This is a genomic window from Vibrio sp. 1731 (genome assembly GCF_033339955.1).
In the GTDB taxonomy this organism is placed as follows: domain Bacteria; phylum Pseudomonadota; class Gammaproteobacteria; order Enterobacterales; family Vibrionaceae; genus Vibrio; species Vibrio alginolyticus.
The window spans coordinates 171,677-186,131 of record NZ_JAWOVO010000002.1; the positions used below are offsets into that span (position 1 = coordinate 171,677).

Below are 14,455 nucleotides of genomic sequence, written 5' to 3' on the forward strand. Positions count from 1 at the left end.
GTGTTAATTTACTTTTTAATGTGCAGCTTATCTCACAAATATCCATCTGCTGAAAACAAATGCCAATACAAAAAGCGAAGCAACTTGTTGGCTACATCGTCGTAAAACCATTAAGGGAAAAGTAAAACAGACAGAAAAAAGCCAAGTGTGCGCCTATGGGGGTCAGCAACAACACTTGGCTTGTTTATAAGAAAACTTGTAGTCAGCTCAACTGGTGAGCATCAATTCTGGATAATTCCTTAAGGTTTTACCGCAAAGAATCTTCCTTGTAGTGGCGACATCAGAATCTGATATTGACCATTACTCGGAGTAATTTTTTCATTCGTGAGCAAATCCACCAACTCACCAGTACCAACACTCTCCTGAGTAAGAGTGACGCTTCTAGCGCTCTCTAAGGTATTTAGCGCAAACAAGACTTTGTCCGAACCAGATTGTTTCAAGTCCACATAACTGCCGTTACTCGCAACTAAATTCGTGCGTGACCCTTGATAAAGTGCAGGATGCGCATCGCGCATTGTCATCAGCGATGTCACATAAGATTTGAGATCGGCTTGGTTTGCATCAAGCGTCGCCGTCACGCCTTCAATTTTCGCACTACTGCGCGCAACGTGATCATCGCACAAACCTTGAATGGCGCAGGTGCTGTTGTCTTCTTTTGCGGCAAAACCATCCACTTGATCCCCGATTTCATCACCGTAGTACAACGTGATTGGCCCGGTGTACGCCGCTTGGAAAGCAAACGCGGCTTTATGGCGTAACCAATATTCTGCATCATTCACATCCGCCAAGTTTCCGCGCTGTAACAAGTCACCAAAGCGCACTAAATCATGGTTGCCGATCATCAAATTCGGCTGCGCATGTGTTGGATATTGGTTGTGTGTGCTGTAGCCGTTGTCTAACCAATCCGCACCGCGACCACTCACGCCGCTCTCATTCACGGCCAAAGTTTCAACGATGCGATATCGCATAGGGAAGTCAAACGCAGAGCACAATGCTGGATCGCTGTTCGATCCATACGCCTCATTCGCGATTTCAGACTCCCCTTTCCAAATCTCTGCCACCATATAGCCCAACGGATTCACTTGTTCGCCTTTGCTATTGGTGTACGTCACACTTTGTGAGGCTTCATCGACGGCTTTACGAAGTTGTGTCCAAGCGTCTGTCGGAACTTGATAGGCTTGATCTAAACGCCAGCCGTCAATCTTCAGTTCTTTGATCCAATACGTTGCCACTTCTTTGTAGAAATCGAGACTGGCCGGGTAATCAACGGGATTGCTCGATCCCGATGGCAACAAACCGGAGGGAGATGGTTTGATCAAACCATCTTTGTGATGACCAAATACACCATCAAAAAACACGTATAAGCCGCGTTTGTGTGCTTCCTCGACCAAGGTTCTCGCCGTTTCTAAATCACCAAAACGTGGATCAATGGTGAAGTAATCCGTTGCAAAGTAGCCCGTGGCATCCAGACGATCGGCCCAGTGTTCTTGGCCCGCTATCGCTTCCGATTCAAAAACTGGCGTCAACCAAATCGCGTTCATCCCTAAATCTTGGATGTAATCGAGTGAATCAATCACTCCTTGCAAATCGCCGTTATGATGGCTGGTGCCATAACCTGTACCGTGACCAATGCTCGCATCACCATCCACAAAACTCTCTACCATGATTTGATAAGTACGAAGTTGGTTACTTTGCGCCATGACATTGGCTTGGCAAGCATAACTGGTATCCGGTAGCGGAGTGCTGCTATTAGTGTCGCCACCACCAGAAGAATTACACGCAGATAAAGCACCAATCACACTTAACGCAAGCAACGATCGAGACAGGCGATGGTTACGTAGGATATTACGCATTTTATTCTCCCTAACTTACTCAAATAAACTACGGAAATTTGAGTAATAAAATTAACCCCGACATGTGTTTCATGCAGGGGTTAATAAATAAAAATAGATTTTAAATAATTGAATTGAATATTATTGGCACTTATTTACCATGACATGAACAGGTTTGCCTTTTCCTTCAAACTGAAGACTCCATACATATTTACCATCTTCTTTAATATCAACCGAAGTATCCGTACCGTAACCACCAAATGTTAATGGTGTTAATTCACCAACGTTCATTCTATTACCTTTTGCGGTAAATTGTGGGAACCACAACTCGGTCGCATACTGCATTTTGTAGGAGCCTACTTTTTCTTGAACCACGGCTTGGTAGAAATTATTCCCTTTGTAGGTGTATTGACGCTGAGGCACGTGTTTCCAATCGGAATCCGCAAAAGTACCCACCACAAATAGTGGTTTAGAAATAGGTCCTTTCGCTGTGCTATCTGGGTTGTCACACGCTTTCATGAAAGCAACCACTTCGTCTTGAGACATATTAACAACAGGCTCTGCGGCCGCTTCTGGTTCTGCCGTCGATTGACAACCTACTAAGGCAACAAGTAGGGCAGCAGCAAGAGAGGTCTTCATCATGTTCATTTCACGTAATTCCTTTTTAGTATATCCAAAGCAAAATAAACTCAACGGTTAAAAGAAATATTAATCGTTATTAAAATGGAAATATCAAACGCCAAATAAATATCGTCAGATTGCGAATTTAAATCACTTCGAGAAGTCTGTTTATTTCCTAAGTACAAAAAATAAATTAGGAACTGCCATTAATTATTGATCCAACCTATATAAAAAACAAAGTAATAAAAATAATTATGTGAATAAGGTAACTCTATGTAGGGGTATTTTTATTAGTTTATTTTCTATGAAAAAGGTCAGCATTTCGCTGACCTTTTTTTATCTGATTATTTTCTATTTACGGCTTTCACAAACACTTGTTGCGCACCTTCGATACCCAGTTCTTTTGCTTCATCAAGCAAAGTGAGCGCTTTCGGAATATCATTCGCTGCGACTGCCGCTTCAATTGAGCTGTAGTAGTAGCTAGTAAGGTCCGTACCTTGGGGAATGTTGTCGTTTTTCGCAACAATCTTAGTATTCACAATATCATTCGCGGATACCGAAAAGCGGAACTGACCTAGTGGGCTATGTTTCGCTAGAGGGTCTGCAATATCTGGCGGCTGAGTGTGACGCGCCATGGCGAAGGCTTTTGCAGGGTGTAAAACTTGTGTACTTCCTTTTAGATCGGCGGAAGTAGTGTAAACCAACACATGCAGATCGTTACCTGTCATGTCTGGAATCACATTGAGATCAAGTACGAATTTATCGTTGTCCAACAGTTTTGCTGGTTCGTACTTAAACTTTGAAAAATCTGCTTGGTAAATGGTTTCTCCTGCCGAGTTCATCACTGCGACATTAGGAGCATAAAATTGAAGTTCTTTACTTACGAATGTCTCTAATTTGATATCGAGACTGCCACGGTTACCTGGAAGAGCAAACGCTGCAATAGCGCCAGCACTGTTACCATCCAACAACATTTGGCTTTTATCAGTCAAAGCGAATTCAGTAACCACAGGCACGTTAAGCGGTACCCATTGAATATCACCCGATTGCGTGATCACTTGTTGCTGACCTTTTGGACTCATCTCTACTTGTTCTACAGACGCACAACCAGTAGCCAACATGCCCAGCAGTACGGGAGCAAGCCATTTTTTCATTACTGTCTACCTCGACTCTTTATTGTTTTTTAAATAAATACAGCCAGATAAGTTCTGGCTGTATCATTCTAGGACAATTTAGGACTTAGTGGTTAGATGATTACCACCAAGCTTCAGCTTGTACACCGAATTGGAACGTATCGTCTGAACGACCGCCGTTAAATACTTTTGAGCTGTTGTCATCATCAGCTGTTAGGTATGTAGCGTATAGACGGATCTCTGGACGGGCCCAGAAGCTAGACCCAGCAGACCATGCCTGCGCCACTGTGAACTTACCGTAGTCACTTTCGAAACCATCGTTATCGTCCATACCGTAACCTGCTTCGAAGATAGTCTTGTGGTTATCATCCCATTTGTACATAGGGCGAACTACTACAGATGTAGTTTTCCATTTTGATGACCAAGAACCCATGTCTTCGCCTACACCGTACACTAACTGGTGACCCATTTCCCAGTTTTCACCCATGCCGATTACACCCCAGTTGATTAGGCGGTAACCTGAAGCACCATCTTTAGTTTCTGCAGCGTACCAACTACCGCCACCGTAGAATGCCATTGTCTGTGCATAACCTTCAGTACCATACTGAACTACTGTTTTGTTGAAGCCAGAATCTAGACCTTGAGTCAATTCAGCAGTGAACATTACGCCGTCTTGTGCGTCTTTAGCACCAGTAGATGCATCATCAGATTCGTTTAGAAGAGCGTAATTAACACCAACTTCTAAAGAGCCATTTTCCCACACTGGAAGACCAGCATAACGTACGTCTAGAGTGTTTACGTTTAGAGAGCCACTCTTGTTGCCAGAATCTTCAAGAGAATCACGGTCGTTACGAATCCATGCAAAAGATAGCTTACCAGGACCAGCTTCGATGTTTTCTACACCAGCACCTGCACCAGATGTATCCCAGTAGTAGAAGTCAGAGATATGGATGTCGTGACGCTGGTAGTAACGTTTACCTGCCCATAGTGTCGCTTCAGGAGCAAAGTTTAATACGCCTTTAGCTTGAACATTGAACTGACGTAGAGCAAATTGTGCATCATCTTTACAAGTTAGGTCTGAACCACTAATGCTACAGTTAGTTGCAGTACCTTCCCAGTCGTTAGAACCATCAGATGTCATAGCGAACATAGAGTCTACGTAGAACGTTTTACCGTTGTTATTGTAAACTTCTTTACCTAGTTGGACTTCACCATAAACGTCACTTTCGTTACCTAGACGACCGATTTGACTCTTTTTGAAATCGATTTGTTGACCACCGTCAGCGTTCACGCCAACGCCAGCACGCATGTAACCGTGGAAATCCACTGCGAACGCAGAACCAGCAGCTAAAGTTGCAGCTACAGCAGCAGCAATTGCACTTACTTTTTTCATTCTTAACTCCATTAAGGGTATTTATAATTCTGTCTTCCCTGCTCACTCTTTTAGGTGAATATAGGCAGTAAAAACACACCTAAAGAAAGAGAGGTAAGATGGGAACGAATCCCCGTTTGTTTCAACAGTTGTGAGATTACCCGAGGCGTACAAGGATGACTTCCTCCGCCCTAAACTAATTTAAGGGGGATGAGAAGGGAGTAGAAAATTTACCGAATGGTGTTTTTTCGAGTCAGATCACCAATCTAGGGAGGAATTAGTAAGTTTGTTCGGTTTTGAGCCGCTACAAAGTGATAGCCATTTCATATTTTTGACTCTAAGCCGTCACATAAAGTAATTAAATTACACGAATATTTTTATATTTAGGGTGGTTGACCTTAGTAAGACAAAGTTTTTAACTTATAGTTTCCTAAAGGTAGCAATAAATATTAAATAAAGTATCTCCGATGACACGACTTCTCTCTCGCCCCTACCCGCTGGGCGCAACATTGAATAAAGAAGGCTGCAACTTCTCTATTCATGCTCCGGGCGTAAAAGACATTCAACTGGCATTGTTTGCAGACGATGGCAGCTACGAGCTTCACGGTTTACCGAATGAATACGCTGGCATACGTCATACTTTTATTCCAGATATTAAGCCGGGGCAAAAATACGGTTACCTTGTCTCCCACAAGGACGAGCCACTGTTAATTTCTGATTCGTACGCAAAATCAATAGATAAAGCCCTCCACTATCATCCTCCCTACTCTCCAGCCAAAAGTTTCGATATGCCGAAGTGCGTCGTTATCGAAGATGATTTTGATTGGCAAAACACGGATCACCCGCGTATACCCAGAGAAGAGATGGTGTTGTTTGAGACGCACGTCAAAGGGATTACCCAACGCCACCCAGAGGTTGAGGACAAGCTGAGGGGGCGCTATTTAGGTCTTGCATCACCTGAAATGCTGGCCTTTTACAAACAGCAAAACATCAACACGCTGCAATTGCTACCTGTCGCAGCATGCATGCATGAGCCTCATCTACTAGAGATGGAAAAGGTCAATTATTGGGGATACAACCCTTATCTCTTTATGGTGCCCGATCCGCGCTACGCAGAACAAGACGCCGTTACGGAATTAAAAACAACAATTCGCGAATTGCATAAAAACGGCATTGAGGTGATTCTCGACGTGGTTTACAACCACACTGCTGAAGGTGGTGAAGGGCCTACAATTTTCAACCTGAAAGCCCTCGACTCCTGTTTTTACATCAAACATGGCAACCACTTCGCCAATTACACTGGCTGCGGAAATACAGTGGATCTCACCTACCAACCAGCCTTAAACCTTGTGATGGATACATTGCGCTACTGGGTTAGCGAATTTAAAGTCGATGGCTTCCGTTTTGACTTGGCTGCAACGTTAGGTCGACAGGGCGATGATTACAACCCAGAAGCCGCTTTCTTTAAAGCCGTTGCGCAAGACCCAATTTTGCGTGAAACCAAATTGATTGCCGAGCCTTGGGATATTGGTCCAAATGGCTACCAAGTGGGTAACTTTCCATTTGGTTGGAACGAATGTAATGACAAACTGCGTGATATTTCCCGCAGTTTTTGGCGCGGTGATCAAGGCTATTTAAAAGAGTTTGCCACTCGATTAATGGGCTCTCGTGACATTTACAGTGCAGCGAACTGGCCATACAAACTCACCGTAAATTACATCACCTATCACGATGGCTTCACACTGCAAGATTTAGTGTCTTACAAGCACAAACATAACGAAGCCAATAGCGAAGAAAATCGCGACGGTCACGGTGACAATCGTTCAGAAAACTACGGTGTTGAGGGCGAGACGGAAAATCTGATGATCATCGCCACGCGTGAGAAGCAAAAACGCAACCTTATTGCTAGCTTGCTGTTTGCCTTCGGTATCCCACACATTCTCACTGCTGATGTTCTGTCTCACACCCAAGGCGGTAACAATAATGCCTATTGCCAAGACAACGAAACCAGTTGGCTGAACTGGGAAGAGACAGAACGTAAGCAACATTTCAAAGCATGGATGTCACAAATGGTCGCCAACCGAAATCAATACATGGTGCCATTTATCCGAGCTTTCAGTGGCGAAAACCGCAATAACAACCGTATTTTCTGGCGCCGTACAGACGGTCGCTTAATGGAGCACGATGATTGGAACCGTTTAAGCTCTGTCGCACTTCACCTTGGTATCGGTAAAGAAGGGCAAGAACTGGTCTACCTCATCAACCAAACTAACGCCACAGCGCGCTTTAAGCTCCCTAATGAGCGAAAGCAAGAATGGGTGACGATCTGTGATACAAACGTACGTAATCTCAACCCAGGACATGCTGAAGGCGAAGTCTTGCTGTCACCCACCTCGATGGTGATTTTGCACTATCAACCAAACCAAAGCACACCAAAAGGTGAGCAAACGCATAGCTAAGTTATAAACGCTCCAAAAAAGGAAAGCCGATGCATCTCAGTGCTTCGGCTTTTTTGTTGGTTAGATGTGCCTAACTCATTATTCGCAAGGCGGCGCTAGGTGAATCAAAGCTAACCCACCCAGTGACGTCTCACGGTATTTCTTGTTCATGTCTTTGCCCGTTTGGTACATGGTTTCAATTACCTTATCCAACGAGATCAGACATTTACTATTACGCTTTAATGCCATGCGAGATGCATTGATCGCTTTCATTGCGCCCATTGCATTACGCTCAATACACGGTACTTGCACTAAGCCACCGATTGGGTCACAAGTCATCCCTAGTGAGTGCTCCATGGCAATCTCAGCCGCAATACAAATTTGCTCATTGCTGCCACCACGTAGCGCGGTCAAGCCAGCTGCCGCCATAGAAGAAGAAACACCGACTTCGCCCTGACAACCCACTTCGGCACCCGAGATAGACGCATTGGTTTTGTACAAAATGCCAATCGCACCGGACACAGCAAGGAAGTCTTTAAGCTGTTTAGTATCAAGCTCTTTGATGAAGCGATGGTAGTACATCAATACCGCAGGAATCACACCCGCCGCACCATTAGTTGGCGACGTTACGACTTGTCCACCAGCCGCGTTTTCTTCACTCACAGCAAAAGCAAACAGGTTAATCCAATCCATAATTTCCATTGGATCGTTTTCGATTGCTGCATTTGCTTCAAGCTTCTTCAACAAGTTTGGCGCACGGCGGGTCACGTTCAAGCCACCATCCAAGATACCTTCTGTCTCGAAACCGCGCTCCATGCAACGCGTCATCACACGCCAGATCTGTTCTGCGCGTTGATTGATGGCTTCCATATCCTGAAACGCTTGTTCGTTTTTCAGAATCATGCCGCCAAGGCTCATACCGTTATTCTCTGCCTGCGCCAACATTTCGTCCGCACTGGAGAATGGAAACTCAACTTCTACGGGAGCAGTCGCACTGCCATTTTGCAGTTCATCCGCCGTTGCGATGAAACCACCACCGATAGAGTAGTAAGTTTCAAACCCAACCTGATTGCCGTGCGCATCTAACGCAGTAATCGTCATTCCATTCTCATGCAGAGGAAGGTTCTCTTCATGGAACAACATGTCCGTTTTGTAGTTGAATTCGATTTCATGACGGCCATCGACAGACATCATGCCCTCTTCAATCGCCTTGCGCATCGCTTTATTCGCAGAAGCGATTTTGATGGTATCTGGTTTGTTACCCAACAGACCCAAAATGGTTGCACGGTCAGTATGGTGACCAATCCCCGTTAACGAGAGTGAACCGTATAAATCGACCTGAATACGAACCACTTTTGCCAAGTTCGATTCAATCAAACGAGTGAAGTGGTAACCCGCGATCATTGGACCATTGGTGTGAGAGCTAGAAGGACCCACACCAATCTTGTAAATATCAAAGATGGACAGCATAAACTTACCTATTACGACAATGCAGCATAAAGCCAATCAGGGAGAACCATACAAGCAGCGATGGTCGCCACGGCGAACACCAACAGCCCGTAATGGCTTGCGGTTGGCTTTGCAAAAAGATGTTTTTGATTATTGATAAAAATTTGTTGCTCGGCAGTCACAGCGCCCCAACGACGGCTCACTAACACACCAAACAAAAGGAAGACAAACGTACCAATTGGCGCGAACCACGGCCAAGCCACGTCGAGATACATGGCAGTAAACACCGCAATCACACTCATGATACTGCCAACGATCACGCCTTTCTCATTGGCTTTTGCCCAGAATAAGCCAAGCACGAATGACCCAAGACGGATACCAACAAAGATGGAAGTCAGGCTAGCAATGGTTTTGAGTACCGATTCATTCGATACCGCCAGAAGAGCTGGCACTACCACCATAGCCGCAGCGAGCAAACTCATCTTTCTTGCGACTTTTTCGTAGTGCTCATCATCGGCACTCTTGCGAACGAAACGCTTGTAGATATCAAACGTTGCGACGGTCGCCATTGAGTTGTAGGTTGAATCCAAGGTCGACATTGCGGCCGCCGCCAATGCGGAAATGATCAAACCAACCACAATTGGGTTAGTGTGGTTGAAGACGAAATCCAAAATCACTTCGTTGCTGTTTTCAAACGATTGATCTTGATAGAAAACACTCAGAAGGACACCGAGTACCGCAAAGAACAAGTACACGAAAAACGCACCGTAACCACACAACAGCATCGACTTCTGCGCCGTCTTTTCACACTTCGTCGCTAGCGTGCGTTGGATGATCAGTTGGTTGGTGCCATACACACTCAGATGCAAAAAGCTCACTGCAACCACGCCTGCCCAGAGTGTGGTATCCACGCCTAAATCAAAGTCTAAGTTGATGATATTCAGGTGATCACGAGAAAGGTAATCTGCCGCATTAATCTCTGTCACTAACATAGCAAAGATGGCGATGCTGCCTGCTACCAATACTGCAGATTGCAACATATCGGTCCAGATCACCGTGGAAATCCCGCCCGCATAGGTATAGCAAGCGGTGAAAATACTAATGTAGATGATGGCTTCAGAAATACTGATGGGCAGAACTTGCACTAAGATCAGCGCCACGGCATACAGAATCACACCCGCAGAAATGCATTGAACCACAATGAACACAATCGAGTTGATGGTTCTTGCATACACCCCAAAGCGGTGCTCAAGGTATTCATAAATCGAAGTCAGACCCAGCTTATAAAAGACAGGTACAAAGAAGATAACAGTGAAAAAGATAACGATGGGATAGTTAAGGTGAATACTCATCGCTTCCATGCCAGAGCTATAAACCCAACCAGGCATCCCTACAAACGTCATCGCACTAATGTAAGTCGCAAGTATCGAAACACCCGCCGTAAACCAGCCAAATTGCTTTCCACCCGTAGAAAAGTCGCCACCATTGCTGTAGCGCTTATTCACTAAATAGCTGATTAATATGGTGATTAGCACGTATAACGCAATCACCACAAAACTTGAGTACGTAACCATTTCAGGGTTTCCATAATTCTGGGTGCTAATTATTTGTGCTTGGATATTACTTTAAAAAAGCATATCTAAACGATAATCCCGCCATAACTGTGACTATAATCACCAATATAGACGGTTATATATTCAAAAATGCCAAAAAGACCGATTTAATGAGACTCCCATCACTAAAAACCACTAATTGGGTACGCATTCATTTTAAAATTGATATTGATCACGGATCTAATGACCTTAAAAAAACTATGATTCACCACGACACGAAATCGAAGATGATCCCAATAAGATCGTGTTCTTTAAGTTTGAATAGCAACAAATCCTAAGTGAAATAGAGGTTTATCGGTCATGAATGCCAAAAGACACATGAGCGAAGTTCCTATGATTCAAAGGGTAGCTGCCTATCTAGCGATACTGGTTGGTTACTTTTTCTATTGTTATAACTTTGTAATTATTGACTACGTACGCCCATACATCGTTGAAGCGTATGATGGTATTAGCCTGTCAGACACTGCCCAGTTCTATACATGGCAGTCGGTTGGTGCACTTATCGGTGCATTGAGCTGTGCTTGGTTCGCAACAAAATTTGGTAAGAAATCCACTCTTATTACCATCACAGCCCTAAACGGTGGCGCAACAATCATCAATATGATGTTCACCGACTACACAACATGGGCAGCAATGCGTTTCATCATTGGTTTGTCACTGGGTGGTTACTTCACCGTGGCAGTAAGCCTAATGATCGGCCTATTTACGCCAACGGTACGTGGTAAGTTGACGGCATTCGCGTCTTCTATGTTCTCTGTAGCACTGATGGTAATGGGTGCGTATGCAGCATTTATTGCAAGCATTGATGCACCATGGGAAAGCCTAATGCTTGTTGGTGGTATCCCACCATTGGCAGCCGCTGTTGTCATGATCTTTGTACTACCTAGCGACAGCAAAGTGATCGCTTACGGTGAAGAAGAGCAAGCAAAAGCAGAAGAATCAAATGCACCAGCGAAAAAAGGCTCTTGGGGCGAAATGCTAAGCAAGCCTTACCGTAAGATCACACTAACGTGTCTATTACTGGCTGGCCTTAATTTCTACGGTTTCCAATTCTTTGGTGGCTTCGTAACCACTTACCTACGTGATGTACGTATGTTCGACGGTGCAACCATCGGTCTCATCTTCTCTATCTCAGCATTTGGTTCACTGTTTGGTGCGTGGTTCTGGGGTTGGGTAGCTGACAAATTCGGTCGTAAGGTGAACGCATTTGGCTTCATCCTAGCGGGCATCATGGTTTCAATCTTCTTTGTTGCACCTGGCGACATGGTGATTGGCGGCCTAAACATGCTGGCTCTACTTGGTCTGATTTACAACTTCGGTCTGTCTTCTTCAGCGGTATGGGGTGGTTACTTCTCAGAACTGTTCCCAGCACACCTACGTAGCTACGGCGCGGCGCTATTCCACGGCGGTCGTATCCTCGGTATGTGGGCACCAATGGTACTTATCTTCATCCAAGAACGTACCGACCTACAAACCGCAATGTGGGGTTCACCAATCGTATGGATCCTTGCTGGTCTTCTATGGCTATCACTGCCAGAGACACTAAAAGGCGGCGTGTTCGATAAGAGCAAAAAAGCCGAAGCAGCAAAAGCGTAACTGAATTTCAAAAACTCCGGCTGGCTCCCCGGCCGGATGAAAAAACTTAATTTCGAGTCCTGTTCCCAAAGCCGACTCGACAGCAAATAAGAGAGTTTATTATGTCTAAATATCAAGAAGCGAAACGCGTTGTACGTGAATACTTCAGCGCAATGGAAAACGCAACTCACAAGAACGTGGCAGAAGTACTAAAAGCACACACTTCAGAAGATTACCTATGGCGTGGTGTTTACCCATTCCGTGAGCAACAAGGCGCTCAAGCAGCGGCTGACGTTTTCTGGGCTCCTTTGATGAAATCAATGACTCGCATGCAGCGTCGTCAAGACATCTTCATCGGTGGTGAGAACGAAGTAACATCAGGTGAAATCTGGGTAATGAGCATGGGTCACTTCATGGGTCTATTCGACGCTGAATACCTAGGCATGCGCCCAACTGGCAAAATCATGAACATCCGTTACGCAGAATTTAACTGTGTTGAAAACGGCAAGATCACTAAGACTGGCCTATTCCTAGACCTTCTAGGTGCAATGGACCAAGCGGGTTGTTACCCACTGCCACCATCAACAGGTAAGCACTTCGTATACCCTGGTCCTCGTAACCACGATGGTCTACTGTTCGAAGACGCAGCACCAGAAGAAGGCGTAGCAACACTAGCACTAGTGAACAAGATGGTTGATGACCTATCTGCACTAAACGACAGCGGCGCTATGGGTTGCCCACCAGAAGTTCTTGAGAAGAGCTGGTCTAAAGACATGATCTGGTACGGTCCATGTGGTATCGGTGCGTCTTATACAATCCCTCGTTACCAACAGCAGCACCAATTGCCGTTCCGTAACAACCTAAAAGACAAGAAGTTTAACGGCCACGTATGTCGTTTCGCAGAAGGTAACTTCTCTTGTTTCTTCGGCTGGCCAAACCTATCTAACACGCCTATCGGTGGTTTCCTAGGTATGACAGGTGGTGAAGTACGTGCAGACATGCAAGTGGTTGACGTTTACTACCGTGACGGCGACAAGCTATCTGAGAACTGGGTACTGATCGACCTTCCTTACTGGCTAAAACAGCAAGGTCTAGACGTGTTCGAGCGTACTCAACAGATCCTAAACCCTTCTCTATAAGAAGTCCTAGGGGCGGATTGTCAACCCGCCTTTATGTTGCCTGAATCCCCTCTCGGTTCAGGCGACATGCTCCCAACTCGTGCCTCAAGGATGGGGCACAACCTCAAGATAGAACCCTTATTCAAAACGGGCATGAACGCACGGTGGCTTTCTGCGCCCTGAATAATGAGATTGATGATGAAAAAGTCGACCCTTTCTGCAGTGATTTTAGCAGCGCTTACTTCTAGCTCAGCCTTTGCTGCACACACTTTTGTTAATGACGCTGGCGACAGCCTAACCATCGATGGCCGTTTCGATCTTCGCTACCAAGACCGTGGCGGTGATGACAACGGCGAATGGAACAGCGGCAGCTCACGTTTCGGTTTGAAAGGCCAAATGGGTCTGGATAACGGCTGGACTGGTTTCGGTCACGCGGAATGGGGCTACAACTCTGGCGCGAACGGCGACAACATTTACGACCGCTTGCTATACGCAGGTGTTGATCACGAAAAATACGGCAAGATTGCTGCGGGTACTAAACAGTGGTCTACCTTCTACGACGTAGCATGGTACACCGATTTAGGTCGTGTATTCGGTACTCGTGGCTCAGGTGTTTACAACCTAGCTGACTGGGGTATCGCATCCGGTGCTGGTCGTGCGGAAAACTCAATTACGTACCGTAATTCAATTAATGAAAAAGTGAGCTACGGCTTTACTTACCAGACCACGCGTGAAGATGTTGCTCTAGCAAGCAATGCGACAGCCTCACTGAAAAACGGCATGGGTGCTTCGATCACTTACAAACCCGTTGATGGCGTAACACTGGGTGCGGCTTACCATCAAAATGAAGTTGCGGATCTAGACGCAAGCGTGGTTGGCGTAGAAAACGGCGACAACATGCGCATCATGCTATTGGGCGCAAACTACAGCAACGGTGGCTTCTACGCAGGTGCGACTTTCCACGTTGGCGAAAACTGGGAAGCAGTGAGCCAAGGCGGTACGGACGTAATGTTCGATACCCTAGGTGGCGAAATCTACACTTACTACCACTTCGACAACGGCTTGCGCCCAACGTTGAACTACAACTACATGGAGGATAGTGGTGACGAGACACAAGGTTACGAGCGTAACTTGCTGATCCCTGGTCTTGAATACCACTTCCAGAAGAACAAATTCCTAGTTTGGACTGAATACCAGTTCGACCTAGGTAAAGATCAGTACGATGGCAGCAAATTCGAAAACCGTGATGATCAATTCGCGGCAGGTATTCGCTACTACTTCTGATAATACTCATCGCTCACCAC

General features: G+C 45.5%; 10 protein-coding genes. 4 read left to right on the top strand and 6 right to left on the bottom strand.

Annotated elements, in window-relative coordinates:
* Window positions 1-239 precede the first annotated feature (239 nt).
* The 4 genes from R7035_RS03520 to R7035_RS03535 all read right to left on the bottom strand — a co-directional run bounded on the left by R7035_RS03520 (window position 240) and on the right by R7035_RS03535 (window position 4,979).
* Window positions 240-1,853, bottom strand: coding sequence for an alpha-amylase family glycosyl hydrolase (locus R7035_RS03520; RefSeq protein WP_318145957.1), 1,614 nt, complete (start codon window positions 1,851-1,853; stop codon window positions 240-242).
* Between the two features lie 120 nt (window positions 1,854-1,973).
* Window positions 1,974-2,480 carry a hypothetical protein gene (locus R7035_RS03525; protein WP_005374788.1) on the bottom strand — a complete coding sequence of 169 codons (507 nt, stop codon included), beginning with the start codon at window positions 2,478-2,480 and terminating at the stop codon, window positions 1,974-1,976.
* Between the two features lie 317 nt (window positions 2,481-2,797).
* On the bottom strand, window positions 2,798-3,607 hold the full coding sequence (locus R7035_RS03530; RefSeq protein WP_005374786.1) for a MalM family protein: 810 nt from the start codon (window positions 3,605-3,607) through the stop codon (window positions 2,798-2,800).
* 100 nt (window positions 3,608-3,707) lie between these two features.
* On the bottom strand, window positions 3,708-4,979 hold the full coding sequence (locus R7035_RS03535; protein WP_213914725.1) for a maltoporin: 1,272 nt from the start codon (window positions 4,977-4,979) through the stop codon (window positions 3,708-3,710).
* A gap of 446 nt (window positions 4,980-5,425) precedes the next feature.
* Between R7035_RS03535 and glgX the strand changes: the two genes are divergently transcribed.
* Complete coding sequence (gene glgX / locus R7035_RS03540) at window positions 5,426-7,417, top strand: glycogen debranching protein GlgX (RefSeq protein WP_318145958.1); 1,992 nt, start codon at window positions 5,426-5,428, stop codon at window positions 7,415-7,417.
* 78 nt (window positions 7,418-7,495) lie between these two features.
* On the opposite strand, the gene R7035_RS03545 is transcribed toward glgX, so the two are convergent.
* Together R7035_RS03545 and R7035_RS03550 are read right to left on the bottom strand one after the other, a co-directional pair.
* The gene (locus tag R7035_RS03545) at window positions 7,496-8,866 is read right to left on the bottom strand and encodes an L-serine ammonia-lyase (RefSeq protein WP_193837792.1); all 1,371 of its coding nucleotides are present in this window, start codon (window positions 8,864-8,866) and stop codon (window positions 7,496-7,498) included.
* Between the two features lie 11 nt (window positions 8,867-8,877).
* Window positions 8,878-10,419, bottom strand: a complete 1,542-nt coding sequence (locus R7035_RS03550; RefSeq protein ID WP_318083585.1) for a sodium:solute symporter — start codon at window positions 10,417-10,419, stop codon at window positions 8,878-8,880.
* Between the two features lie 339 nt (window positions 10,420-10,758).
* Here R7035_RS03550 and R7035_RS03555 point away from each other — a divergent pair, with 339 nt between their 5' ends.
* From R7035_RS03555 to R7035_RS03565, 3 genes are all read left to right on the top strand, one after another.
* Complete coding sequence (locus tag R7035_RS03555; protein WP_017634479.1) at window positions 10,759-12,054, top strand: MFS transporter; 1,296 nt, start codon at window positions 10,759-10,761, stop codon at window positions 12,052-12,054.
* Between the two features lie 101 nt (window positions 12,055-12,155).
* Window positions 12,156-13,172 (top strand): nuclear transport factor 2 family protein, encoded by a 1,017-nt coding sequence (locus R7035_RS03560; RefSeq protein WP_039536481.1) that lies wholly within the window; start codon window positions 12,156-12,158, stop codon window positions 13,170-13,172.
* Between the two features lie 177 nt (window positions 13,173-13,349).
* Window positions 13,350-14,435: a porin gene (locus R7035_RS03565; RefSeq protein WP_017820111.1), complete on the top strand. Its 1,086-nt coding sequence runs from the start codon at window positions 13,350-13,352 to the stop codon at window positions 14,433-14,435.
* Window positions 14,436-14,455 lie beyond the last annotated feature (20 nt).

What these genes read in the sequence shown, in the direction of transcription:
- R7035_RS03520 (WP_318145957.1), bottom strand. Translation starts at nt 1,853, where the DNA reads ATGCGTAATATCCTACGTAACCATCGCCTGTCTCGATCGTTGCTTGCG.
- R7035_RS03565 (WP_017820111.1), top strand. Translation starts at nt 13,350, where the DNA reads ATGAAAAAGTCGACCCTTTCTGCAGTGATTTTAGCAGCGCTTACTTCT.
- R7035_RS03550 (WP_318083585.1), bottom strand. Translation starts at nt 10,419, where the DNA reads ATGGTTACGTACTCAAGTTTTGTGGTGATTGCGTTATACGTGCTAATC.
- R7035_RS03545 (WP_193837792.1), bottom strand. Translation starts at nt 8,866, where the DNA reads ATGCTGTCCATCTTTGATATTTACAAGATTGGTGTGGGTCCTTCTAGC.
- R7035_RS03535 (WP_213914725.1), bottom strand. Translation starts at nt 4,979, where the DNA reads ATGAAAAAAGTAAGTGCAATTGCTGCTGCTGTAGCTGCAACTTTAGCT.
- R7035_RS03525 (WP_005374788.1), bottom strand. Translation starts at nt 2,480, where the DNA reads ATGAACATGATGAAGACCTCTCTTGCTGCTGCCCTACTTGTTGCCTTA.
- R7035_RS03555 (WP_017634479.1), top strand. Translation starts at nt 10,759, where the DNA reads ATGAATGCCAAAAGACACATGAGCGAAGTTCCTATGATTCAAAGGGTA.
- glgX (WP_318145958.1), top strand. Translation starts at nt 5,426, where the DNA reads ATGACACGACTTCTCTCTCGCCCCTACCCGCTGGGCGCAACATTGAAT.
- R7035_RS03560 (WP_039536481.1), top strand. Translation starts at nt 12,156, where the DNA reads ATGTCTAAATATCAAGAAGCGAAACGCGTTGTACGTGAATACTTCAGC.
- R7035_RS03530 (WP_005374786.1), bottom strand. Translation starts at nt 3,607, where the DNA reads ATGAAAAAATGGCTTGCTCCCGTACTGCTGGGCATGTTGGCTACTGGT.